This is a genomic window from Polaribacter sp. Z014 (assembly GCF_023555435.1).
In the GTDB taxonomy this organism is placed as follows: domain Bacteria; phylum Bacteroidota; class Bacteroidia; order Flavobacteriales; family Flavobacteriaceae; genus Polaribacter.
This window is the reverse complement of record NZ_JALCZP010000001.1, coordinates 203030-228913: the sequence shown is the minus strand read 5'-3', so window position 1 is coordinate 228913 and position 25884 is coordinate 203030. Positions and strand designations below refer to the sequence as shown.

20 protein-coding genes and 1 tRNA gene are annotated in these 25884 nt (G+C 31.9%); 13 read left to right on the top strand and 8 right to left on the bottom strand.

All coding sequences use genetic code 11. The annotated features are described in order from the left end of the window. Positions 1-75 precede the first annotated feature (75 nt). The 3 genes from MPF19_RS01045 to MPF19_RS01035 all read right to left on the bottom strand — a co-directional run bounded on the left by MPF19_RS01045 (position 76) and on the right by MPF19_RS01035 (position 2835). A complete protein-coding gene (locus MPF19_RS01045; protein WP_203395123.1) occupies positions 76-1647 on the bottom strand; it encodes a S41 family peptidase in 1572 nt (523 codons plus the stop codon). Continuing rightward, positions 1637-2065, bottom strand: a complete 429-nt coding sequence (locus MPF19_RS01040) for a deoxycytidylate deaminase (protein WP_203395124.1) — start codon at positions 2063-2065, stop codon at positions 1637-1639. Before MPF19_RS01040 ends, MPF19_RS01045 begins: the two co-directional genes overlap by 11 nt. 188 nt (positions 2066-2253) lie before the next feature. Continuing rightward, positions 2254-2835: a HupE/UreJ family protein gene (locus tag MPF19_RS01035; RefSeq protein WP_249986424.1), complete on the bottom strand. Its 582-nt coding sequence runs from the start codon at positions 2833-2835 to the stop codon at positions 2254-2256. A gap of 227 nt (positions 2836-3062) precedes the next feature. Here MPF19_RS01035 and nirB point away from each other — a divergent pair, with 227 nt between their 5' ends. From nirB to MPF19_RS00985, 10 genes are all read left to right on the top strand, one after another. After that, the gene (nirB, locus tag MPF19_RS01030) at positions 3063-5576 is read left to right on the top strand and encodes a nitrite reductase large subunit NirB (protein WP_249986423.1); all 2514 of its coding nucleotides are present in this window, start codon (positions 3063-3065) and stop codon (positions 5574-5576) included. Between the two features lie 198 nt (positions 5577-5774). Beyond that, on the top strand, positions 5775-6152 hold the full coding sequence (nirD, locus tag MPF19_RS01025) for a nitrite reductase small subunit NirD (protein ID WP_218759508.1): 378 nt from the start codon (positions 5775-5777) through the stop codon (positions 6150-6152). Positions 6153-6161: 9 nt separating this feature from the next. After that, positions 6162-6746, top strand: a complete 585-nt coding sequence (locus MPF19_RS01020; protein ID WP_249986422.1) for a DUF4202 domain-containing protein — start codon at positions 6162-6164, stop codon at positions 6744-6746. A 17-nt stretch (positions 6747-6763) separates the two neighbouring features. After that, positions 6764-8572: an ATP-binding protein gene (locus MPF19_RS01015; RefSeq protein WP_249986421.1), complete on the top strand. Its 1809-nt coding sequence runs from the start codon at positions 6764-6766 to the stop codon at positions 8570-8572. A 324-nt stretch (positions 8573-8896) separates the two neighbouring features. Next, on the top strand, positions 8897-9556 hold the full coding sequence (locus MPF19_RS01010) for a response regulator transcription factor (RefSeq protein ID WP_203393438.1): 660 nt from the start codon (positions 8897-8899) through the stop codon (positions 9554-9556). Between the two features lie 279 nt (positions 9557-9835). Continuing rightward, positions 9836-11257 carry an MFS transporter gene (locus MPF19_RS01005; protein WP_203393437.1) on the top strand — a complete coding sequence of 474 codons (1422 nt, stop codon included), beginning with the start codon at positions 9836-9838 and terminating at the stop codon, positions 11255-11257. Between the two features lie 195 nt (positions 11258-11452). Next, complete coding sequence (locus MPF19_RS01000; protein WP_249986420.1) at positions 11453-14974, top strand: nitrate reductase; 3522 nt, start codon at positions 11453-11455, stop codon at positions 14972-14974. Beyond that, complete coding sequence (locus MPF19_RS00995; RefSeq protein WP_203393435.1) at positions 14971-16404, top strand: rubredoxin; 1434 nt, start codon at positions 14971-14973, stop codon at positions 16402-16404. The genes MPF19_RS01000 and MPF19_RS00995 overlap by 4 nt, the downstream gene beginning before the upstream one ends. A gap of 145 nt (positions 16405-16549) precedes the next feature. Continuing rightward, positions 16550-17827 carry an alginate export family protein gene (locus MPF19_RS00990; protein WP_203393434.1) on the top strand — a complete coding sequence of 426 codons (1278 nt, stop codon included), beginning with the start codon at positions 16550-16552 and terminating at the stop codon, positions 17825-17827. A gap of 428 nt (positions 17828-18255) precedes the next feature. Then, positions 18256-18912, top strand: a complete 657-nt coding sequence (locus MPF19_RS00985; RefSeq protein ID WP_249986419.1) for an HAD family hydrolase — start codon at positions 18256-18258, stop codon at positions 18910-18912. Between the two features lie 498 nt (positions 18913-19410). Here the strand turns inward: MPF19_RS00985 and MPF19_RS00980 are convergent. Continuing rightward, positions 19411-19495 (bottom strand) — tRNA-Leu (locus MPF19_RS00980). Between the two features lie 187 nt (positions 19496-19682). Between MPF19_RS00980 and MPF19_RS00975 the strand changes: the two genes are divergently transcribed. From MPF19_RS00975 to pth, 3 genes are all read left to right on the top strand, one after another. Further along, positions 19683-20624 (top strand): ribose-phosphate pyrophosphokinase, encoded by a 942-nt coding sequence (locus MPF19_RS00975; protein ID WP_203393391.1) that lies wholly within the window; start codon positions 19683-19685, stop codon positions 20622-20624. Positions 20625-20645: 21 nt separating this feature from the next. Then, the gene (locus MPF19_RS00970) at positions 20646-21254 is read left to right on the top strand and encodes a 50S ribosomal protein L25/general stress protein Ctc (RefSeq protein ID WP_249986418.1); all 609 of its coding nucleotides are present in this window, start codon (positions 20646-20648) and stop codon (positions 21252-21254) included. 146 nt (positions 21255-21400) lie between these two features. Continuing rightward, a complete protein-coding gene (gene pth, locus MPF19_RS00965) occupies positions 21401-22030 on the top strand; it encodes an aminoacyl-tRNA hydrolase (protein WP_249986417.1) in 630 nt (209 codons plus the stop codon). A gap of 161 nt (positions 22031-22191) precedes the next feature. On the opposite strand, the gene MPF19_RS00960 is transcribed toward pth, so the two are convergent. The 4 genes from MPF19_RS00960 to MPF19_RS00945 all read right to left on the bottom strand — a co-directional run bounded on the left by MPF19_RS00960 (position 22192) and on the right by MPF19_RS00945 (position 25820). Next, positions 22192-22719: a hypothetical protein gene (locus MPF19_RS00960; protein ID WP_249986416.1), complete on the bottom strand. Its 528-nt coding sequence runs from the start codon at positions 22717-22719 to the stop codon at positions 22192-22194. Positions 22720-22800: 81 nt separating this feature from the next. After that, the gene (locus MPF19_RS00955; protein WP_249986415.1) at positions 22801-23250 is read right to left on the bottom strand and encodes a 6-pyruvoyl trahydropterin synthase family protein; all 450 of its coding nucleotides are present in this window, start codon (positions 23248-23250) and stop codon (positions 22801-22803) included. Positions 23251-23454: 204 nt separating this feature from the next. Further along, positions 23455-24954 carry a GH3 auxin-responsive promoter family protein gene (locus tag MPF19_RS00950; protein ID WP_249986414.1) on the bottom strand — a complete coding sequence of 500 codons (1500 nt, stop codon included), beginning with the start codon at positions 24952-24954 and terminating at the stop codon, positions 23455-23457. Continuing rightward, positions 24954-25820, bottom strand: coding sequence for a M23 family metallopeptidase (locus MPF19_RS00945; protein WP_249986413.1), 867 nt, complete (start codon positions 25818-25820; stop codon positions 24954-24956). Before MPF19_RS00945 ends, MPF19_RS00950 begins: the two co-directional genes overlap by 1 nt. Positions 25821-25884: the final 64 nt, after the last annotated feature.

Sequence of the window (25884 nt, the reverse complement as noted above, 5' to 3'; positions counted from 1 at the left end):
TGAGGTTTCTCTTTCTACATTAGAAAAGACAAGCAGCGTTAAAAAACACTGAATACTGCTACTGTAAACCGAATACTAATTACCGCTTTCTAACTCCAAAACTTTCTGAATCATCTTATCATCTTGATGCATAATTCTGTAAAAACCAACATCACCAAAAAGTGTGTTTGCAATAGCTGCGTTTAAGTATTTTTTTAAACTCTGTTTGGTTTTAAGAGACGGCTTAGAGGTTTCTTTAATGCTAGATAAAAAAGTATCAAAAACAGATTCATCTTTGTCAAAATCAGTAATAAAGCTATCTATAGTCCATTTTTGAAGTTTCTTTCTATTATTATCTACATAATCAAACGCAAAATTATTTACAGAATTAAAGTAGAAACTAGTCATGTAAGAAGTGGTGTCTATGGGTACAAAAACATCTGGAATAATACCACCACCGCCATAAACAACTTTTCCTTTTGGAGTTGTAAATTTTAATGAATCTACCACTTTTATGCTGTCTCTACTTAGCAACTCTCCGTTAGCAATTCTATTCTGAAAATCATTATAATAATTTTTATTTCCTTTATGGTTATAAGGTTTCTGAATAGATCTACCTGTTGGAGTATAATAACGAGCTGTTGTTAATCGCACTGCAGAACCATCACCTAAATCCATTTCTATTTGTACCAAACCTTTCCCAAAAGAGCGGCGCCCAATAATAGTACCTTTATCATTATCTTGTAAAGCCCCCGCAACAATTTCTGATGCAGAAGCAGAGTTTTCATCAATTAAAACATACAAACCACCTTTTTCAAAATCGCCTTTATCGGTTGCAAAAGACTCTTCAATTTTATTCTTATTGTTTTTGGTAAAAACAATGAGTTTGTCGTCTTCTAAAAATTCATCAATTATACTGGTAGCAATATCTACAAATCCACCACCATTTCCACGTAAATCTAACACCAAATCTTTCATTCCATCATCAATTAAGGAATGTAAAGAAGATTGGAATTCACGATACGTGTTTCTAGCAAAACGATCTAACTTAATATAACCAAGAGAGTCGTTAATCATATACGCTAAATCAACACTTTTAATATTTACATTGCCACGAGTAACGGAAACCGTAAACGTAGAATCGATACTTTTCCTATAAATTTTAAGAGCAACTTTGGTATCTGGTTTTCCTTTTAAATAACCAGGTACTTTATCTGTAAACATGTCTTTACCATACAAAGTATCTGCATTTGCCATTAAAATTCGATCTCCAGCCTTAATGCCTGCTTTTATACTTGGGCCACCTTTTATAGGCTGAATTACAGTAATAGAGTCATTTATCATTCTAAATTGAACTCCAATTCCCACAAAATTACCCTGCATATTTTCTGTAACCGCTTGCAAGTTTTCTTTAGGAATATACACAGAATGTGGGTCTAATTTACCTAACATTTGCGTAATAGCACCATCTAAAAGGCTCTCTGTGTTTACGGTATCTACATAATCTTTTTCAATAAAATTAATGAGTCTTTTTATCTTCAGTTCTTGAGAAGAATTCTTATTTAAAGACAGCATATTGGTAGAGCTTCCATTTAATGAAACACCAATTAGTAGGCCAAAAATAACAGCTAAAGCTAAATATATAGGTTGGTTGTTTTTATTTTTCATAAGGTAAATGCATAATTTCTACGCCTGCTTTTTCTAGAAAATCGATACCAGAAGTATCCTTGTAAGACTCTGCATACACAACACGTTTTATTCCTGCTTGGTGAATTAATTTGCTGCACTGTGTGCACGGAGATAATGTAATATATAAGGTAGCACCTTCTGCAGATTGGGTAGAAGAGGCCACTTTTAAGATGGCATTTGCTTCTGCGTGTAAAACTTCCCACTTTGTAACTCCATTACAATCTTCGCAAGAATTATCAAAACCAGTAGGAGTTCCGTTAAAGCCGTCAGAAATTATCATTCGGCCTTTTACAATTAATGCGCCTACTTGTTTACGTTTACAATGAGAGAGTTTTCCCCATTCGCGAGCCATTTTTAAATAAGCTCTATCGTATTTTAATTGTTTTTTTTCAGTCATACAGAACGAAAGTAAAAATATTTACAGAAATAGGACGTTAATAATAAGATAATTTTTTGGGCGTTACCTTGCAGGTCGGGCTTTCACTACTCGCTTTTTTTGTAAAAACAAAAAAGAGCTCAAACAGACCGTTCTATCCCTAACGCGACTAACTTGTTAACAAATATTAAAAACGGAAACTTTTTAGCTTACCAAAACACTCTATCTATCATCATTTGTATGGCAAAACCAATAACAACAGAAGAGCAAACTAAAATCCAGTCTCTTCTGGTAACTCTAAAAAAGTTTTGAAGAAGGGTCCCAATAATTAAAATCCCCAGAACAATAATAATTTGAGCAGCTTCTATTCCTAAAGCAAATTCTAATAGCGGAAACAATTTACTTTCTTCTTTGCCTACCATCATTTTAAAATAGTTAGAAAACCCCAAACCATGTATTAAACCAAAAAGAACAGCAAACAGTAAATTGATACTTTGTTTGCCAGAAGAAGCCTTTTTAGCGGTAAGCACATTTATAAGCCCGGTTATAAAAATAGTTACCGGAATAGCAAACTCAATAAGATCCATTTTTACTTTTAGAATTCCGTAAGCAGATAAAGCCAACGTAACAGAATGACCAATTGTAAATAAGGTAACCAACCATAAAACTTTTTTCCATTGGTTAAAGCTAAAAACTACAGCCAAAACAATTAAAAATAAAATATGATCGTATGCCAAAAAATCTAGCACATGGTTCAAGCCCATTTTAAAATACAGTAAAAAATCGTCCATTAATATCTAATATAGTTTGTGTAAGTGTCAAAGATATTAAAAACTGTAATTCAAATAAAGGTTAAATACACTATTAACAATTCTGATCGCTAAATTTTAAATAATATCAAATTTATAAGTATTCAATTCTTTAAATCAATAATAATTTGAATTATACGTAAATATTATAACTAAAAATACGTATAAATAAGTAATAATACTTAGTTTTGTGATTCAAATACGTAATTATGAAAACAGTTATAGTTGTCGGAAACGGAATGGTTGGTTATAAATTTTGTGAAAAATTTGCAGCAACTCCAGAAAGTAAAGATTTTAAAGTTATTGTTTTTGGTGAAGAACCAAGACCCGCTTATGATAGAGTTCATTTAAGTGAGTTTTTCGAAAATCAAGATGCAAAAGCACTAGAAATGGCGCCTGCAGAATGGTATAAAGAAAACAATATCGATTTAATTGTTGATGAAAGAGTATCTGAAATCAATAGAAAATCTAAAGTAATTACTACAGCAAACGATAGAGAGTTTTCTTATGATTATTTAGTGTTAGCAACAGGTTCTTCGGCTTTTGTTCCGCCAATTAAAGGCGTAGAAAAAGAAGGGGTTTTTGTATACAGAACTATAGAAGATTTAGAAGGAATGTTGGCGTATGCTGCAAAACTGAAAGAAAAGAATCCGAATGCGAGAGCTGCTGTTTTAGGTGGAGGATTGTTAGGTTTAGAAGCGGGTAAAGCGGTTATGGATATGGGTTTAGAGCCTCATATTGTAGAGTTTGCCTCTAAATTAATGCCAAGGCAATTAGATTCTAGAAGTAGTAATGTATTGCAATTAAAATTAGAATCTATAGGATTAAATATTCATTTAAACAAAGCAACCAATCAAATTTTAGGTGATAAAGCTATTACTGGAATGGAGTTTGGAGAAGATGATGTTTTAGACGTAGAAATGTTAGTCGTTTCTGCCGGAATTAGACCAAGAGATGAGCTAGGTAAAGTATCTGGTTTAGAAATGGGCGTTCGTGGTGGAATTGTAGTCGACAATAAAATGCAAACTTCCGATCCAAGTATTTTTGCAATTGGAGAAGTTGCCTTGTATAATCAAATGATTTTTGGTTTGGTGGCGCCTGGTTACGATATGGCGGGTGTTGCCGTAAATCAAATTATTGGAAATGTAGAAGAATTAATGCCTGCAGAAATTGACATGTCTACCAAATTAAAATTAATTGGTGTGGATGTAGCAAGTTTTGGAGAGCCTTTTATGCCGGCATCTAAAGGACATTCGGTTATTTTTGAAAACAAAACACAGCATTTATATAAAAGAATTAACGTTAGTTTAGATGGAAAGTCTTTATTAGGAGGAATCTTAGTAGGAGACGCATCAGACTATAATATGTTGCATCAAGTGTATTTAAACGGAATGCCAATTCCAGAAGATGCAGCACAATTAATATTACCAGCAACAGAAGGCGGCGCTTTTGGTAGTGCCTTAGATTTACCAGACGAAGCGCAAATTTGTTCTTGTGAGAATGTAACGAAAGGTCAGATTTGTGGCGCCATAAAAGACGGTTCTTGTGAGGATTTAGCCGGAGTTATATCATCTACAAAAGCAAGTACAAGTTGTGGTGGTTGTAAACCAATGGTTACAGATTTGGTAAACGAAACGTTGAAATCGCTTGGTAAAACGGTTAAAAATGTAATTTGTGAACATTTTGAATATAGCAGACAAGAGTTATACGGAATTATAAAAGCTAAAAAACTGACTTCCTTTAACGAGGTCTTAGATGCTTGTGGAACCGGACATGGTTGTGAAACGTGTAAGCCATTAGTTTCTTCAATTTTTGCAAGTTTATATAATGACACTCCAAATAAAGAAGATGTTACCCAAGATACAAACGATAAATTTTTAGCGAATATTCAACGTAACGGAACCTATTCTGTGGTGCCAAGAATTGCAGGTGGAGAAGTTACTCCAGAAGATTTAATTGTTTTAGGTCAGATTGGTTCAAAATATAATTTATACACCAAAATTACTGGTGGAGCGCGTATTGATTTCTTTGGAGCCGAATTAAATGATTTACCTGCCATTTGGAAAGAGTTAATTGCTGCTGGTTTTGAAAGTGGACATGCATACGGAAAATCTTTACGAACTGTTAAAAGTTGTGTCGGTTCTACATGGTGTCGTTATGGTTTAGATGAAAGTATCACGTTTGCCATCGAATTAGAAAACAGGTATAAAGGCTTGCGTTCTCCGCATAAAATTAAAGGAGGAGTTTCTGGTTGTATCCGTGAATGTGCAGAAGCAAGAGGTAAAGATTTTGGAATTATAGCTGTAGAAGGTGGTTGGAATCTTTATGTTGGTGGAAACGGTGGAGCAACACCAAGACATGCACAATTATTAGCAGAAAAAATAGATAACGAAACGGTTATAAAATATTTAGATAGATATTTAATTTATTACATACAAACGGCTGCTCCGTTAATGAGAACTGCTGCTTGGTTAGATAAATTAGAAGGTGGAATTGAGCAATTGAAAAAAGTGGTTATCGATGACAGTTTAAATATTGTCGAAGATTTAGAAAAAGAAATGCAATTCTTAGTAGATGCTTACGAATGTGAGTGGAAACAAGCAATTGAAAACGAAGAAACAGAAAAACGTTTCCAACATTTTGTTAATTCAGAAGATAGAGATGATAACTTGGTATTTGTGCCTTTACGTGATCAGAAAATGCCAGAACTATGGAAAAATTAATTTTTCAGCTATAAATGATAACGTACAGTTTTGTCATTTCGACGTAAGGAGAAATCACATAAAGTTGCTCAACATTATGTGTTCACCGTAATGCGACTTCTCTTAAAATCAAATTGACAGAACGTTTTAAAATAACATTTTAAATCTCAATTATTTTCAATAAGACCACTTAGTTGAACAGAAATAACAAATATAATTATGGATACATTACTTTTAAAATACAAAACAGTAAAAGAAGCAGATGTAAAAGTTTGGTTTAAAGCAGCTCCTATTAGTGCATTTCCAAAAGATGGTGGTGCCTGTGTAAAGTATAAAGATTTACAAATTGCAGTTTTCAATTTTTCGAGATTAGATAAATGGTATGCTTGCCAAAATTTATCACCAGAAAAACAAGAAAACGTATTGTCTAGAGGTATGTTGGGCGATCATAAAGGGATTCCTAAAATTGCATGTCCGTTGCATAAAAAAACATTTTCATTAGAAACGGGCGAAAATTTAAATGCAGATTTAGCACCTATTGCGGTCTACCCAATTAAGATTGAAGCAGAAAATGTGTATATTGGCTTCTCAGAATAAACACACAAGATGAAGCCAACAAGATTTGAAACTGCCATTGCATTAATAGATAAAAAAAACGCTGAAGATCCAAACACCTATCAAGTTTCTGGATTAGAGTATCCTAAAGAGTTATTGTACTCGCAAAGGATGACGAGAAAGTTGCTTCAGTTTGATCCAAATGCATCAAAGGCACTTCAAATTTCTGTAAGAGGTCATCATATTTGTCGTTGGAAAATTGGTAGAAAAGAATATCCTATGGATAGAGTTGGGTATTTAAAATGGCGTGAAGAACTAAAAAAGATGCACGCAAGTACTACTGGAGAAATTTTGGAAAAAGTTGGTTTTGATAAACAATTTGTAGACAGAGTAGAAAAAATTATCTTAAAAAAACTCATAAAGAAAAACGAAGAATCTCAAACTTTAGAAGACGTTATTTGTCTGGTTTTTCTAGATTATTATTTTGATGAATTTGCAGCAAAACATACCGACGAAAAAATTATTGATATTTTAAAGAAAACGTGGGTAAAAATGTCTGACAATGGACATGCAGTTGCCTTAAAAATTCCATTTTCAGAAAAAAGCTTGGCTTTGGTAAAACAAGCTATCTCATAAACAAAATGTAATTTAAAATGACTAAAAACGGCAATTCATTAGACCAAAGAACGTTTGATAAATTAAGCCGTTTATATATTATTGCATTAAGTACTATTGCACTTTCGGTTATTATAAGTCAGATTTTTGTTCGTAATCATTTAGAGACTCAAAAAAGTGATTCTACCGTAATTAATGTTGCTGGTAGACAAAGAATGCTGAGTCAGAAATTAACTAAAGAAATTGTTTCCCTTTCTGATTATTCTGATAAAAAAAATAGACTCCGACTTAAAAAGAATATCTTAGAAACCCTTTATTTATGGCAGTTATCTCATTATTCGCTTCAAAAGGGGAATGACAGTTTAGGGCTTCCTGAACAGAATAGCGATAAAATTAAAAGCAAGTTTATAGCAATTAACCCTGTTTTTGAGACTATTCAGAAAGCATCAAAATCTATTTTAAAAAAGTTAGAAAACCCTACTATTTCTATTGATGAATTATCATCAGAAATTGAAAAAGTAACCCATAATGAAGGTTCTTTTTTATTGATGATGGATGAAATTGTAAATCAGTATAATGTAGAGGCTGATAAAAAAATAGATTGGTTAAAAAAATTAGAATTTCTTTTAATGTCTTTTACATTAATAATTCTTTTAGGCGAATTTTTATTCATCTTTTGGCCAACAGCAAAATCGGTAAAAGCAACACTCTCAGAATTATTATCAGCAGAAAAAAGAGCTAAAAAAATGGCTTTTGATGCCGATGAGTTAAGTCTTTCTAAAGAAAAATCAATAAAAGAATTACGTGCTCTAAGTCATGCAATGGATGAAACGTTGTTGTTTGCAAGAATTTCTCCAAGTGGAAGTTTAATTCATATGGGAAATAAGTTTTCTCGTTTGTTTAAATTATCAAAAACGAATCAAGAAACATTGATTTGGAAGGTTTTATCTGATAATGAAAACGAACAATTATTAATTGAAAATTTGATTAATAAATATAAAAAAACAGGTTGGCAAGGAGAAGTAAAAGCAACCATAAAAGGAGCTGTAGCTGTTTGGTTAGAAATGTCTTTAGTGCCTTATAGACCAACAGAAGATAGATCTGAATTGTTAATTATTGCCTCCGAAATTACAGATAGAAAAGCAGCTCAAATTGAAGTTGAAAGACTTACAGAAGAAAGTTTTGAAGAGAAAATGAGTCAGCAAAAAATAATCTCTAGTAAGATTATTGAAAATCAAGAAAAAGAGCAAAATAGAATTGCTAAAGATGTGCATGACGGAATTGGGCAAATGCTTACTGGGTTGAAGTACAATCTAGAAAGTATCAATATGAATGATATTGAGAAAACTACATTGAAAATTGAGCACCTAAAAGAGTTAACCACCAATATTATAAAAGGTGTTAGAACCGCTACTTTTAATTTAACGCCACCAGAATTATCAGATCACGGAATTGTGCCAGCAATTACCAAGTTAACTCATGAGTTAGGTAGATTAACGGGAAAGGAAATCATATTTTTTAATAAAACAGATTTTAATGAGCGTTTAGATTCCTTAATAGAAATTAATATTTATAGAATTGTACAAGAAGCCATTAATAATGCTATTAAATATGCAGATTCTTCACATATTTTAGTATCACTTTCTCACAGCCAAAATATTTTAAGTATCAATATTGACGATGATGGAAAGGGTTTTGAACCTGCTAAGGTAAAAAAAGTTAAAAACGGAGATGGTGGTATGGGAATGACTTTTATGAAAGAACGTATTAAATATATTGAAGGCAGATTGTTTTTAAATTCTGAGTTGGGAAAAGGAACTAGAGTTACATTGAATATTCCTATTTAGAAGATTAATCACTAATTGTTAGCGCTCGTTTGTAACGAGAGCCACCAAAGATTGATGGTACAAAGTAGTTACGGTATTCGTTACAAACGAGCACTAGCGTGGCTTGGGGGCGAAAAGATAAACTGAGTTCAAAATAATCACTCTACTTGTCACTTCGAATGTAATGAGAAGTCGCATAACCGTGATAACGCAAACGGGAGTAACCTTATGTGATTTCTCCCAAAACGTCGAAAAGACAACCTCAATGTTAAAAACTCCAGGCCAGATAAATACGTAGTTTTACTTAAAAACCTTATTTTTGTAAGTATAAAAATAGTTACAAGTATGATAAATGTAGTTTTAGCAGACGACCATGTTTTGGTACGAGACGGAATAAAAGCACTTTTAGAAGATCAAACAGGAATTACTGTGATTGATGAAGCTTCTAATGGAAAAGAAGCGCTAGAAGTTATTGCTAAAAACAAACCACACGTTCTTATTGTAGATATTCGTATGCCGGAAATGAACGGAATTGAAGTAGTTGCAGAAATTACTAAAAACAAGATTGATGTGAAAACATTGGTGCTTTCTATGCACGATTCTGAAGAATACGTAGTAAAATCGATTCAAGCAGGAGCAGATGGCTATTTATTAAAAGGGGCGAGTAAAGAAGAATTTTTAAAGGCAGTAAATAATGTAGCTGCAGGAGATAAGTATTTTACCGGTGATGTTTCTACAATTATCATGAACAACTTTGTAAACGGAAATACAGCCAGAAAAGAAGAACAAAAAACAGCAATAAAAGAGCTTCCTTTTAAATTGACAAAGAGAGAAAGACAAATATTGACTTTAGTTTTAGAGTTAAAGAATAATAAAGATATTGCTGATGAGCTTTCGATTAGCAAACGTACTGCAGAAGTGCATCGTTTTAACTTAATGAAGAAACTAGAAGCTAAGAACCTTCAAGAATTAACCAATAAAGCAAAAGAATACCAGTTGATTTAGAACTAACCGCAAAGTTCGCAAAGTATTATCGCCAAGGGCGCAAAGGGAAAAGCTCTGTGTGTGTCTTCATTTCTCTTTGAATGTCAGTGAAATAACTCTTTTGTCAGTAAATTTCTATTTAACAACTTTACACTCCTTTCATTTTTTAACCCCAATTTTATCAAATTCATAAATTCGATACTACGTAATTATTAATCTAGTAAATTTTAAATAATACGTATTTTTTAGATAGTTAATTAAGTATTTATACTTAGTTTTGTGTATCTAAAAATATGTATTATGATAAATTTAGCTCAAGAAAAGTCAACAAAATTAAGTCTATTCGATTTTAAAAATGTAGCAACTCGTACATTCTGGATTACCTCAATATCATTCTTTTTATGCTTTTTTGCATGGTTTGGTATTGTCCCTTTTATGCCAGATGTTGTAAAAGATTTAGGATTAACACCAGACCAAAAATGGAACTCAATTATTTTAGCCGTTTCAGGTACTGTTTTTGCCCGTTTACTAATTGGTAAATTATGTGACAAATACGGACCAAGAATATGTTATACTTGGTTGTTAATGTTAGGTGCAATTCCTGTAATTTTATGTGGGTTGGTACAAACACCCACTCAATTTTTAGTTTGTAGACTATTTATTGGTTTTATTGGTGCATCCTTTGTAATTACACAAGTACACACTTCTTTAATGTTTGCGCCTAATATTGTAGGTACTGCAAATGCAACTTCTGCAGGTTGGGGAAATTTAGGTGGTGGAGCCAATAGATTAGGGATGCCATTAATAGCAGCAGCAGTTGTTGCTTTTGGTGTTGCAGATGGTGAGGCTTGGAGATATTCTATGGTAATTGCTGGTATTGTTTGTTTTGCAATGGGAATTGTATATTACTTCTTTACAACAGATACGCCAAAAGGAAATTTTAGCGAGTTAAAAGAAGCTGGAGAAATGGTGGTTACTAAAAAAGACCAAGTTGGTTTTTTAGAAGTATTAAAAGATTATAGGGTTTGGATTCTTTTTGTTGTCTATGCAGCAAGTTTCGGAATTGAATTAACGGTATATGGTACCATGGATGATTATTTGCAAAATACTTTTCAATTACAAAGAGTTACAGCTGGTAACATTGTATTGTCATTTGCATTGATGAATATTTTTGCAAGAACTTTAGGTGGTTTCTTTGGTGATAAATTTGGAAAGTTAAAAGGCTTAAGAGGTCGTGTTTTATTCTTATCTTTCATTTTAACATTACAAGGAGTAATGTTGATATTTTTCTCTGGAGCTACAAGTTTAGTTTTAGGAGTTGTTTTATTGATTTTATTTAGTTTAAGTGTTCAAATGGCAGAAGGAGCAACATTTTCTGTAGTGCCATTTATCAATAAAAAAGCAATAGGTTCTGTATCCGGTATTGTGGGAGCAGGAGGAAACGTAGGAGCTTTTTTAGCAGCAATGTTATTAAAATCGAAATCTGCATTGGCAGAAAAATCAGCAATTTTATCTAGTGAAGGTTTAAGTGCAGAGGTTGTGAAAGCAGCACAATCTGCCGCTTCTTCAAGTGCTGTTTCTAGCGGATATTTACTAATTGGTTTTGTCGTTGTAGTTACAGGTATTGTGGCATTAACAATAAGATTTTCTACGGAAGAGGAAGAAGAGCAAATTCCAGAAGGTGTAAATCCAGTTTTAGTTCCTATAAATGTTAAAGGATAATAAAAAGGATTAAATATTGTCATACTGAACTTGTTTTAGTATGACAATTTGTTGAAATTCAAAAGAATTTGAAATAAATTCAGATTGATAATAAATTTCCTTTTTAGATACTTTTTTTAGTGTATTCAGAATAATAAAATGGAATTTTGGTAGGTATAATTATAATGTCGTATTTAGTATAAAATATTGGTCTACATGATTAAAAATGAAATTAAAACAACGTGTTCTTATTGTGGAGTGGGTTGTGGAATTATCGTAAAAAAAGACATCAATAACAAGGTTTTTGTTGAAGGTGATAAGGATCATCCTGTAAACAAAGGAATGTTGTGTTCTAAAGGGATGAATCTTCATTACGTTGCCAATGATACTTCAGACAGAATTTTATATCCAGAAATGCGATGGTCTCGTTCGCATCCGCGTGAGCGTGTATCTTGGGATACGGCTTTAGATAGAGCTGCGAACGTTTTTAAATCCATCATAAAAAAACATGGTCCAGATTCAGTAGCATTTTATGTATCAGGACAAAGTTTAACCGAAGAATATTACATAGCAAATAAGCTAACAAAAGGGTTTTTAGGAACCAATAATATAGATACCAACTCACGTTTATGTATGAGTTCTGCGGTGGTTGGTTACAAGAAAACATTCGGAGAAGATAGTGTGCCAATTTCGTACGATGATATAGAATTAGCAGATTGTTTTTTAATAACAGGTGCAAATCCTGCTTGGTGTCATCCAATTTTATTTAGACGAATAGAAAAACACAAAGAAGAAAATCCGAAGGTAAAAGTTATAGTAATTGATCCACGTAAAACAGATTCAGCAAAATTTGCAGATTTACATTTGCAATTAACACCAGGAACCGATGTTGTTTTGCACAATGCCATTGGTAGGTGTTTGTATAAAAGTGGTTTAATTGACGAAGATTTTATCAAAAAACATACGCAAGGTTTTGATGGTTATAAAGAAGTAATCTTTGGAACATCTTTAAAACAAGCTTCCAAAATTTGTGGAGTTCCGGCAAAAGAAATTCAAAAAGCCGCAGAAATGATTGGTCTTGCAAAAGGATTTATCAGCATGTGGGCAATGGGTTTAAACCAGAGTGTAATTGGTACAGACAAAAACACCTCACTTATAAACTTATCTTTAATAACGGGGCAAGTTGGTAAACCAGGTGCTGGTCCATTTTCGTTAACAGGGCAACCAAACGCAATGGGCGGACGAGAAGTTGGCGGAATGGCAAACTTATTAGCAGTTCATAAAGATTTAGGAAACGAAGAACACAGAAGAGAAGTTGCTCAGTTTTGGGGAGTAGATAAAATATCTGCAAAACCAGGCTTAACAGCAACAGAATTATTTGATGCTTTAGAAAGCGGAAAAGTAAAAGCTGTTTGGATTGCAAGTACAAATCCGTTGGTGAGTATGCCAAACTCTCATCAGATAGAAAAAGCCATGGCAAAATCTAAATTTGTGGTGGTGCAAGAGATTTCTCACAAAGCAGATACTTTAGCTTTTGCAGACTTGGTTTTACCAGCTGCAGCTTGGTTAGAGAAAGAAGGTACCATGACAAATTCTGAACGTAGAATTTCTTATTTACCAAAAGAAATAGAAGCTCCAGGAGAAGCAAGACCAGATGTAGAAATTTTCTGTGATTTTGCACAAAGAATGGGCTTTAGAGGTTTTGATTTTAATGGAGCAGAAGAAATTTACGACGAATATGCGTCAATGACTAAAGGAACAAATATTGATGTTTCTTTTTTAAATTATGATCGATTAAAAAACGAAGGTACTTTTCAGTGGCCTGTAAATGAATATAGAAGTAAAGGAACACCGCGTCTTTTTGAAGATAAGAAGTTTTATACACCTTCTCAGAAAGCAATTTTTAATGTTCCATCTACCATAGAAAATACATCGGTAAAAACAAACGATGAATTTCCTTTAATTTTAACCACGGGTCGTATTAGAGATCAGTGGCACACCATGACAAAGACAGGGAAAGTAGCAAGATTAAAAACACATTACCCAAAACCTGTTTTAGAAATTAACCCTGTAGATGCTTTTTTAAACAAAATTAAAGAAGGAGATATTACCGAAATAAAAAGTGCAAACGGAGTTGTGAGAGTTCGTGCAAAAATTACAGAAGATATTAAGGTAGGAGTTGTTTTCTTGCCAATGCATTGGGGTAAAGTGCTAAAAAGTAATTTAAATAGAGCTAATAATTTAACAAATACACATGTAGATCCGGTTTCTAAAGAACCCGATTTTAAGTTTACATCTGTAAGTGTTTCAAAATATAAAAAACCGAAAGACAAAATTATTATTGCAGGTGCAGGTGCTGCCGCTTTTCGTTTTTTACAAAATTATAGAGATTATAATGAGGTTGATGAAATTCATGTTTTCTCTATGGAAAAGAACCTGTTTTACAACCGTGTTTTATTACCAGAATATATTATAGAAGAGCTTTCTTGGGAGCAATTATTAAAGATTAAAAATACGGAGTTAGGTAAATTAAATATCAAAATTCACCCAGAAACAATTATTTCTAAGATTGATAAAGAAACCAAAGTAGTTACAGATTCTAACGGAGAAACACATTCGTTTGATAAATTAATTTTAGCAACCGGAAGTAGACCTTTTATTCCGAAGGATGTACAAATAGATTTACCAGGTCGTTTTACCATGCGTAATAAAAGTGATGCAGATAGCTTTAAAAAATATTTAGATAATACTGGTTTGCCGCCAGAAGAACAACATGTTGTAATTGTTGGTGGTGGTTTATTAGGATTAGAGCTGGCTGCTGCCATGAAACACAAGAATGTAAAAATTACAATCATTCAACGTGCATCTCGATTAATGGAACGTCAGTTAGATAAAATTTCTAGTAAATTATTATCTCTAAATGTACAAGAAAGAGGTATTCAAATTTATTTTGATAATGAAGTAAGTACTGTTTTTGATGATGAAGATACAGGTGAGTTAACGATCAACCTAAAATCTGGAAAATATATAAACGCAAATGCAATTGTGTATGCTATTGGTACCAGACCAAATATAGAAATTGCTAAAAATAACGGAATACTTTGCGGACGAGGTGTAAAAGTAAATCAGCATTTACAATCTTCTCATCCAGATATTTTTGCCATCGGAGAAATAGCCGAATTCGAAAATAAATTATTCGGAATTACCTCTGCAGCAGAAGAGCAAGCAGGAATTTTAGCGAACTTTATTGCGGGAGATATTAGTGAAGCTTACAAAGGTTCTGTGTTGATGAATATTTTAAAATTCAGCGATTTAAACTTGTGTAGTATTGGTGAAATTAAAGTACCCGAAAATGATCCGAGTTACGAGGAAATTATTTTCACAGATATTTCTAAAGGATATTATAAGAAGTGTATTGTAAAAGACGATTTATTAATTGGAGCAGTTTTAGTTGGTGATAAAAACGAATTTGCAGAGTTTAAAACTTTAATAGAAAGTAAGATAGAAATGTCTGACAAGCGAGACACTTTGTTAAGAGGTGCTTCTAACGATACGCCTATGTTGGGTGAATTAGTTTGTTCTTGCAGTCAGGTTGGTGCTGGTAATATAGAAGAAGCCATTGCAAGTGGTTGTACAGATTTTACAGAATTATGTAACAAAACCGGAGCCGGTTTAGGTTGTGGAAGCTGTAAAACAGAAGTAAGAGATATTTTGAATAATGCAAAAGTAACGGTATGAGCAAGCAATTAAATAGATTAATAGTTAGAGGTGGTGTTTTATCTCCAGGAGAGCTAAAATATATTTGCGAATCTGTAGAAAGTTTAGGAGAAAAAACGATTTCTTTTGGTTCTAGACAAGATATTTTATTACCCAAAAAAATAAATCAAGATGAATTATCTCAATTTGATAAATTAAAATTAATTGAAGCCGATGAAACTGGTGTAGAAAATATTGTATCGTCTTATGTTTGTGCAGATATTTTTCCGAGCACTTCTTGGTTAACGGGAGATCGGTACTTGTATTTATTAGAACAGTTTCGTTCAAAATCAAAATTAAAAATAAATTTAACAGATCCAAAACAACGTTTGGTTCCGCTTTTTACAGGGAATATAAATTTTATAGCTTCAGAACATGAAGATTATTGGTATTTGTATGTAAGGCTTCCAGAATGGAAAAAGACACAAATGTATCCTGCTTTAATTTACAGTTGGGATTTAGATAAAATTGAAACTGCTATAGAAAACATCCTTCAGGAAGAACCAGAAACCATAGAAATGATTTTTGACTTGGTAAGTGATGCCATAGATACCAATAATAGAACGGTTGATAAACCTTTAGAAGTGCCTTTTTATCCTTTTCCTTATTTTGAAGGAATGAACAAAATTGGTATGGATAAATATTGGTTGGGCTTGTATTGGAGAAATAATAAATATGATATTTCTTTCTTAAAAGAAATGTGCGAATTGTGCTCTGAAAATAAGATAGGAAAAATTTCTATTACACCTTGGAAATCTTTTGTGGTTAAAGGGATTCCGAAAGAATCTAAACTGGTTTGGGAGAAGTTTTTAGGCAAGCGAGGAATCAATGTTCGCCATTCTATGTTAGAGTTAAATTGGCACATTCCGGTAGCAAATAAAGATGCCTTAAATTTAAAGAAATACTTGGTTTCTAACTTCGATCAGAATGATATTAGTACCTATGGTTTAACCTTCGGAATTACAGATTATAGCAAAGCGGCTTATTATTTTACATCCATCGTAGTTGAAAAAAATAAGCAACCAGAAATGATTGGTAATTTTCAGACAAGAGATACGTATAACCTGTTATATGCTAAAAATTTCGATCCAAATACTAGGCAATATATTATGCACGTACAAGATGTGGATAAGGTAGAGTTACCAGGTTTGTTAATGGAATTAAGTCAGTTGTATTTTGATCAATTAGGTAGCGAAAAAGAAGATGAAAAAGAGGTTGCATCTAAGAAAGAAGCAGTTGAATTAGAAGTATATCAATGTACAGATTGTTTAACCATTTATGATGAATCTTTAGGAGATATTACTCAAGATATTCCTCCAAAGACGTTTTTTAACGACCTGTCAGAAAGTTATGAATGTCCTCTTTGTGAGGCTTCTAAAAGTAGTTTCCAGAAAATAGTACTCGTTAAATAACATCAATTTATACAACATACAAAAGTTTAAAATAAAGATGTTTTTCAACAGGATAATATGAGTTTTATCATAAAAAAGATATTTTTGTCTTTTTATATTGCGTGCTCAAATAAAAATTAAATTAGAACTTAAAATAGAATTAAAAATGAAAAAACAATACATAGTTTTAGCGTTATTGTTAGTGAGTTTCCAATTTGTAAACGCACAACTTACTTTAGACGGAGAGTTTAGACCACGTACAGAATACAGAAACGGATTTGGAAGTTTAATTCCGGATGCAGCAGATGCAGGGTTTGGAATTTCTACAAGAGTACGGTTAAACACAAGCTACATGACCGATAATTATTGGGTATATGTTAGTTTACAAGACGTAATGGTTTGGGGAGAAAATAGACAAATTTTACCTTATGATCAAAACAACTCATTTGCTATTTTTCAGGCTTGGGCAGAAATTAAATTAGGAGAAAATACATCTACAAGAGTTGGTCGTCAGGTTTTATCTTACGATGATCAAAGAATTTTAGGAGGCTTAGATTGGGCACAACAAGGTAGAAATCATGATGCTGCTTTAATTAAGTATAAAAAGAACAATTTTATGTTAGACTTTGCACTAGCATTTAACCAAGATTATTCAAATCCAACAGGTTTTCAATCCGCAGGAACTGCGTATAATACAACAGGTTATTTCTCATATAAAACAATGCAAATGTTATATATGAAGCAAAAATGGGAAAAATTATCTGGTAGTTTATTAATATTAAACAACGGTTTTCAAGAATTTGATGCTACAACAAATGAAGCAGATGGAGTTAGTAATTTACAAACTTTAGGAACGCATTTAGAGTATAAAGACGGAAGTTTTGGGTTGTCTGCAAATGCATTTTTACAAACAGGAAAACGTCAGGGAGATGTTGATGTAAAAGGTGCTTATTTAGTAGGTTTAGATGCAAGTTATAAAGTAGCACCGAAAGTAGGTTTAGGAGCCGGTTTAGAGGTTATAAGTGGTAATGATGGAGCTGCAGGAGAAACCGGAGCATTCTTTCCTTTATATGGAACAAACCATAAGTTTAATGGTTTTATGGACTATTTTTATGTGGGTAACCACGCAAACTCTGTTGGTTTGGTAGATGTACATGTAAGTGCCAACTTTACCATAGATAATTCTTCTAGTTTAATGGTAAAAGCATTAAACTTTAGAGGAGAACAAGAATTAGCAAGTGGAGAAAAAAATTTAGGAACAGAAATAGATTTAGTTTATAGCAAGAAATTTAAAGGCTATTCTTTAGTACTTGGTTATTCTCAAATGTTTGCAAGTGATGGTATGTACGAGTTAAAAGGAGTTACAGAAGCGGCTGCGGCAAATAATCAAAATTGGGCTTGGGCAATGTTAGTAATTAAACCTAAGTTTTTAAGTGGAAAATAAAAAATAGTAAAGTAAATTATTAGTATTATAGTTCCTTTTAGTGTTAAGAATTATAACTTCTAATGTTTTTAATCCCTCTAAAAGAGGGATTTTTATTTTGAGTAAAGTCAATACTAGTCTACTAAAAATATTTTTAACACACAGTTTTTCTTTTCTACCGCAGGAAGAAATCACATAAAGATTGTAAATTGTTGTGTTTTTACTTTTATGCGACTTCTCCTAAACTCGAAGTGACAATTGGTGTGTTATTAACACCTAGTTTGTCATTTTCTGCCTGTTGGTAAAATCTTGTTTTGGTCATTAAGAGAAACGGTTTTTACATCTTTTTAACGAACTCTAATGATGATATATTATTTGAAAAATATAGAGAAATTTAGTGCGTTTTCGTCCGAGAATCATGAGATTATTAGTAATTTTATCAAAAAAAAATGAAGTATAAAGCTGTTATTTTCGATTTAGATGGTACACTCGTAAATTCTATAAAGGATATTGCGGATGCGATGAATATTGTTCTTAAAAAACGCAACTATCCTACATACAATTATGAAACTTACAAAACTTTTGTGGGTAGTGGGGTTAGGAGTTTAGTAGTGAGTGCGCTTCCAAAAGAGAATCCTAAAAATGAAGAAGTAGAAGTGTGTCTTAAAGATATGATGCAGGTATATAGTGAGGTTTGCACAGTTAAAACAAAACCTTACGAAGGCATATTAGAATTATTAGAAAAATTAAATGCTAAAAATATTAAAGTAAGTGTGCTTTCTAATAAAGAAGATACATTGACTAAAAAAATAGCGGCCTTTTTATTACCAGAATTCTTGAGTCCGGTTTTGGGATTGAAAGTTGAGGTTGATAAAAAACCAAATCCCAAAGTAGCTTTGGAAGTCTGTGAGGAGATCGGTGTAAAGCCCGAAGAAACCATTTTTATTGGTGATACAGATGTAGATATTTTAGTGGCCAAAAATGCAAATATGCTTCCCGTAGGTGTTTCTTGGGGATTTAGAGATAAGGAAAGTCTTGTTAATGCTGGCGCTGCACAGGTATTACAGCATCCTTTAGATTTAATGAAAATTATAGATTTCATATAAATAGATGATAGATACCTTGAATTTAATTTTTCATTTTGATATTTATTTGTATTACTAAGGCATAACATGCTGAAACAATTTCAGTGTGATTCGTTTTGGTAATTTTAAGAAAGTTTATTTATTTACTATTCGTTTTTAAACAAGAATAGGTGTTACAGTGCGTTATTTTGGATTTAGTAGAAATATCAACAAGGACTTCTGTTGAGTGAAAAAGGAGAATAGTGGGGTTTAATGAAAAAAATATATCAGTTGTAAAAAAGTAAGATACCCCGTTGTGTATTATCACTTAGATATCTTTTCTGTAGTGTTAGTTTATTATCTCAGGTTTTTATGTGAAATTGTATAAAGGTTGATAGGTCTGTTGATGGTACTCATAAATATTAGTTTTTATTTTTTGTAACTTCTATTAATATTTAAAAGATGTTTTCGGGCTATTTTCGGAATTTTACAAAAAAAAAGAGCTAAAACGTTTTATATTAACGTAATAACTCTTTTAAATGGTACTCAAGGCGGGAATCGAACCCGCACTTCCGAAAAAACTGGATTTTGAATCCAGCGCGTCTACCAATTCCGCCACTTGAGCATTTATGAGGTTTTTGAAAAACAATCACCTTTTTTTTGATAGTAGCCTCTTCATTTAGAAACACAAATTAAAGAGGACTGCAAATGTATAAAATTATTTTATTTTAAAGTCAATAAATATATTTCAAAGTCAATAAATAAATTCTACTTTTGTTCTCTTACAACAACACAACAAAAAAAACAACTAAATGCCTACAAATCAGTTAGCACCAAAGCTATTTACCTGCAGACAAAGCTCAGTTTTAGCAGAGAAAATTGCAAAAGAATACAATACTACCTTAGGAAAAGTGAAAACAACCTACTTTAGTGACGGAGAATTTCAGCCAGCTTTTGAAGAATCTGTTCGTGGAAGACGCGTTTTTATTATAGGCTCTACATTTCCGAATGCAGACAATTTAATGGAGATGTTGTTGATGTGTGATGCTGCAAAAAGAGCATCAGCAAGACATATTACAGCTGTTATGCCTTATTTTGGTTGGGCAAGACAAGACAGAAAAGATCAGCCTAGAGTTGCTATTGGTGCAAAATTAGTAGCAAAACTTTTAGAATCTGCCGGAGCAACTAGAATTATGACGATGGATTTACATGCAGATCAAATTCAAGGTTTCTTTGAAAAACCAGTAGATCATCTGTTTGCGTCAACAATTTTTATGCCTTATATAGAAAGCTTAAAATTAGACAATTTAACAATTGCATCTCCAGATATGGGTGGTTCTAAAAGAGCGTATGCTTATTCTAAACATTTACATTCAGATGTTGTTATTTGTTATAAACAGCGTAAAAAAGCAAATGTAATAGGACACATGGAGTTAATTGGTGATGTAAAAGGAAAGAATGTGATTTTGGTAGATGACATGATTGATACTGGAGGAACATTAGCACACGCTGCAAATTTAATGATGGAAAGAGGTGCTTTAAGTGTGAGAGCAATTTGTACGCATCCAATACTTTCTGGAGACGCTTATGAGAAAATAGAAAACTCAGGATTAACAGAGTTAATTGTTTCAGACACAATTCCTTTGAAAAAGGCTACTTCTAAAATAAAAGTGGTATCTTGCGCGCCATTATTTGCGGATGTTATGCATAAAGTGCAAGACAATACTTCAATTAGTGGAAAATTTTTAATGTAAATAAATAATAGAAAAAAAGTAATGAAATCAATTTCAATTAAAGGATCAAAAAGAGAAAGCGTAGGTAAAGTAGCAACTAAGGCCTTACGTAATGCTGGTATGGTTCCTTGCGTTATATACGGAGGAGAAAACCCAATACATTTTTCAGCAGAAGAAAAAGCGTTTAAAAAGTTGGTATTCACTCCAAATGTGTATACAGCAAGTTTAGATATTGATGGTCAAAAAATTCCAGCAATTTTACAAGACATTCAGTTTCACCCAGTAACAGACAAAATTATTCATGTAGATTTTTATCAATTATTTGATGATAAAGAAATTACAATGAAAATTCCTGTACAATTAACTGGTACTTCTCCAGGAGTATTAAATGGTGGTTCTTTACGTTTTACAAACCGTAAATTAAGAGTAAAAGCATTACCTGCTAACTTACCAGATTTTGTAACTGCAGATATTTCTAAATTAAAAATTGGAAGTAAATTAGTAGTAACTTCATTGGCAACAGATGGGTATACGTTTATGCACCCAGACAATACAGTTGTTGTTCAGGTTAGAACTTCTAGAAATGCAAGTGTAGAAGAAGGAGAAGAAGAAGAAGAAGGAGCAGAAGCAACAGAAGCTGCAGCAGAATAAATTTTATTCAAAACATAAATTTCAAAAAGCGTTACAATTCTGTAACGCTTTTTTTATGCTCTAAATTTATTATCATTGAATTTATTTTGAGGCTTATAATTATATTTTGCAATCTAAATTTGTATAATTCTTCTTATTTTTGAAGAATGAAATTCAAAAACTTTTTTTCTAAAATAGTTGGTATAAAAGTTGAATATAAAGAAGAGTTGATGAAGAAATTTTTAATTATTGGTTTAGGTAATATTGGTGAAAAGTATGTAAATACGCGTCATAATATTGGGTTTAAAATTGTTGATGAAGTTGCAGAAGAGCACAACGTAACTTTTGAGACTGAAAAGCTTGGAGATGTAGCTACGTTTCGTTTTAAAGGAAGAACTTTTGTTTTGCTAAAGCCAAGTACATTTATGAATTTAAGTGGTAAAGCAGTAAAGTATTGGATGGATAAAGAAAATATATCCGTAGAAAATATTTTAGTGGTTACAGATGATGTAAATATAGATTTTGGTGTTATCCGTGTAAAAGCAAAAGGTTCTGCTGGCGGACATAATGGACTTAAAGATATTCAAGAAAAGTTGAATTCGCAGCAATACGCTCGTTTTAGATTTGGTGTTGGTGGTAATTATAGTAGAGGTAGGCAAGTAGATTATGTACTTGGCGAGTGGAATAAAGAAGAAACTAGTGAGTTAATAGAACGTTTGCCAATATCAGCTAAAGTAATTACTTCTTTTGGTACCGCTGGCCTAAATAATACGATGAATACGTTTAACGGTAAGTAATTCTTAAAAGTAGCTCCTTGTCAACCTGAATTTATTTCAGGTTCTTATGGTTTTAATTATTATTGTATTAAAATTCTAAAATAAGGTTAGTGTAAAAATAAACTTTAATAAAAAAGGTATCTAGAAATAGATACCTTTTTTATTAAAGTTTACTTACTTTTTTAATTTCTTTCTAAAGTAATGTCTGTAATAGTTTTGATCTCAATATTTCCTGCATTAGTATTAGTTTCTTGTTTTAATACTAAGCTGTTTACGTTAAAAGACTTAATTTCAAAATTACCAATGATAAGTTTTTTACCTTCTGATTCCGTTAGGGTAAATGTTTTAGGTTCTACGTTTGAAAAAGCATAAGTTCCTTTAGTATCATTTAAATCGTTAATTTCATCGTCGTTTTTATCATTACCCGTTTTAGAGTCCAAAACAAGGATACCCTCTATACTATATGTGTTATTTGAGTTTAATGTTACAACGATAGTAGAAGAACTTCTGTTTTTTGTTGTTGTACTACTACCAATAACTGTCCCCGCAGTATTTTTTGCAGTTTCTGTTTCTACAGATTTATACGATGTAATTTTAAATGTACCTGCTAAATTTTCAGATGTTAACTCAAGAGAATTGTCATCGTCACTACTACAGCTTGTAATAGAGATTGCGATAAATAATACTAAAATAGATTTTAATAATTTCATAATATTTTGATTTTTGGGCAAATATAAGCCATAAATTAAAATGGTACTATTAAAAAATAGCACTTTTTTAAGTATAGAATGTTAATTTTCACTAGCATACCATTCTGCAAAGCTAGAATCTGTTTCTTGTAGTTTTATAGAATATAATTTGATGTTTTTTGGTAATCTATTTTTAATCTTTGCAGCAAAATCTATCACCATCATTTCACTTGTTGGCTGATAATCAACTAAAATAACATGATGATCTCTTGCCTGTAATTCTTTTGCTAACTCAATATGAGGTGTGTTTTTATTAAAAACCGTTGCGTGGTCAAAAATATCTACAACCTCTTCATTTACAATCTTTTTTAAATCACCAAAGTCAATCACCATACCATATTTTACATTAGTATTGTCTTTAATTGGTTTTCCAGAAACAGTTACAGAAAGTTTGTAAGAATGTCCGTGAACGTTTTTACATTTTCCATCATAACCATATAAAGCATGGCCTGTTTCAAAACTGAATTGTTTTGTAATTCTAATTGTACTCATCTGTATTTTCTATTAGTTTGTCATTTCGAAATAAGGAACGATTTAGAAATCTAATTAATGTAAGAGTTCTTCTCATTCGTTATTCGAAAGGATAAATCATTATAATTATCTTCTGTTTCTAAATTTGTTGTAAAAATAAACAATAACCAAAGCTATGGCCAATCCTAAAAATAAAAAATTTCCTCCCATTTTGTGTGTATTTTGTTACTCTTTAATTAAAAAATTATTTAAAACATCAGCAATTTTTCTATTATCAGATAATTGCGGAATCTTATTCTGTCCTCCAAATTTACCAATAGATTTCATATATTCATGAAAACCACCTTTTTTAACTTTTCTAATAATTAAAGGACGTAAAACTTTTCCTTCAATTAAGTCTATATAATAAATATTTTGAGCTTGCATAGATGCATCAATCTTAGCAGCAAAAGCCTCTAAATTTTCTGGCTCATTTTCAAACTCTATAAACCACTCATGATACGGCAAACCACTTTCCGGACTCACTTGTGGAGCTACAGTAAATTCGCTAATATTTATATTTGTACCTGTAATAGAGTCGTTTAATGCTTTTTCTACTTCTTTACCAATAACGTGTTCGCCAAAGGCGGATATAAAATGTTTTATTCTTCCGGTAACTTTAATTCTATAAGGTTTTGTTGATGTAAACTCTACGGTATCACCAATATTATAGCCCCAAAGACCTGCTGTAGTGTTTAAAATGATGGCATAATTAACGCCTATTTTTACCTCTTTTAAAGAAATTCTTGTTGGGTTATCATTAAAAAATTCATCCGCAGGAATAAACTCATAGAAAATACCAGAATCTAATTGCAATAACATTCCCTTTTCTGTTTGAGAATCTTGATACGCAATAAACCCTTCCGATGCAGGATATAATTCTATATAATCTATTTTTTTACCAATTAAACTTTCAAATTTGTTTTTATATGGTTCAAAATTTACGCCTCCGTAAATAAAGAAATTAAAATTTGGAAACAATTCTGAAACCGATTTACCTGTTTTTTCAATTAGTTTTTCGAAATACATTTGCACCCAAGAAGGAATTCCGCTAATTACAGACATGTCTTCATTAATGGTTTCTTCTACAATGGCATTTACTTTGGTATCCCAATCTTCTATGCAGTTGGTTTCCCAACTTGGTAACCTGTTTTTTAATAAGTATTGAGGTACATAATGCGCTACAATTCCACTTAATCTGCCTAGTTTTACACCATTTTTATCACTTAAAATAGGGCTTCCTTGCAAAAAAATCATTTTTCCATCAACAAAACTCGCGTCATTTTTTTCTTTAATATAAAATAACAGTGCATTTCTAGCTGCTTTAATATGCGTAGGCATAGAATCTTTGGTAATCGGAATAAATTTTGCGCCAGAAGTTGTACCAGAAGTTTTTGCAAAATAAAGAGGTTTTCCGGTCCAAAGAACATCAGATTCACCAGCTACAATTCTATCTACATAAGGTCTTAATCCTTCGTAGTCAGTTACCTTAACTTCTTTTTTAAAATCACCATAATTAGATATAGAAGAAAAATTATGATCTTTTCCAAAAGCAGTTTTACTTCCTACAGCAATTAAGTTTTTAAAAACTTTTTCTTGCGTTTTATGAGGGTTATTTGCCCATTTATAAACTTTCTTAGTTGCAATTTTAGCAAATGGAATTGCAAAAAGTGATTTGATACTCATTATTTAAAATCTATAAAATTTGTTGGGTTTACGGCATAACCACCGCTCCAGAGTTCAAAATGTAAATGTGGTCCTGTGGTTAATTCTCCCGTAGAACCTACGCTGGCAATTACTTCGCCAGATTTTACAAAATCTCCTTGTTTTTTTAGTAAATTTCCATTGTGTTTGTATACAGAAATATAATCTTTAGCATGTTTTAAAATAATAACGTAACCTGTTTCTGTGGTCCAACCAGAAAAAATAACAGTACCATCTGCAGTTGCTTTAATTGGTGTGCCTGTTTTTGCGGTAATATCTACGGCAAAATGCTTAGAGGTAGCGTCGAAACCTTGAGAAATAGTACCGTTTAAAGGTGCAAAAAATACAATTTTAACATTGCTTTGTGCATTTTGTTCAATGGCAAAACGAGTCTCACTTTCTACTTTTTCTCTAAATAAAGAGTCTTCTTTTGTAGCACTTAACGCACTTTCATCTATCAATCGATGTCTTGTTTCGTTTTGTATAGAATCGATGCTTTCAGGTTCAATTTCACCTGTTAAAACAGGTTTTAATGCTTTTGTATAGTTTTCTAAAACAGATAATTTAATTTTTAAAGAATCGGCTTCAAAAGTTAAATTGGCAGCCTTTCTTTTTAAAGAAGTAGAAGAGTAACCCGGAATATATTCTTTTAAGGGAGTAAAAGCAATTAATAAAATAGTACCAGCAATTAACAATATAGAGAAAAATCCACCGAAAACAAATACATTTAATCTTGATAGTTTTAAAGAAAAACGCTCTTCAAAAGTGTCTTCATTTAAAACCACCAACCGGTATTTATCAGTTAGTTTTTGTTTAAGTTTTCCTTTCTTTTTATTCTTATTCCCCACAAAAAATTATTTGATTTTTAATAAATATATAACGAAACCCTTATAGAAATTAGTATCTCTAATA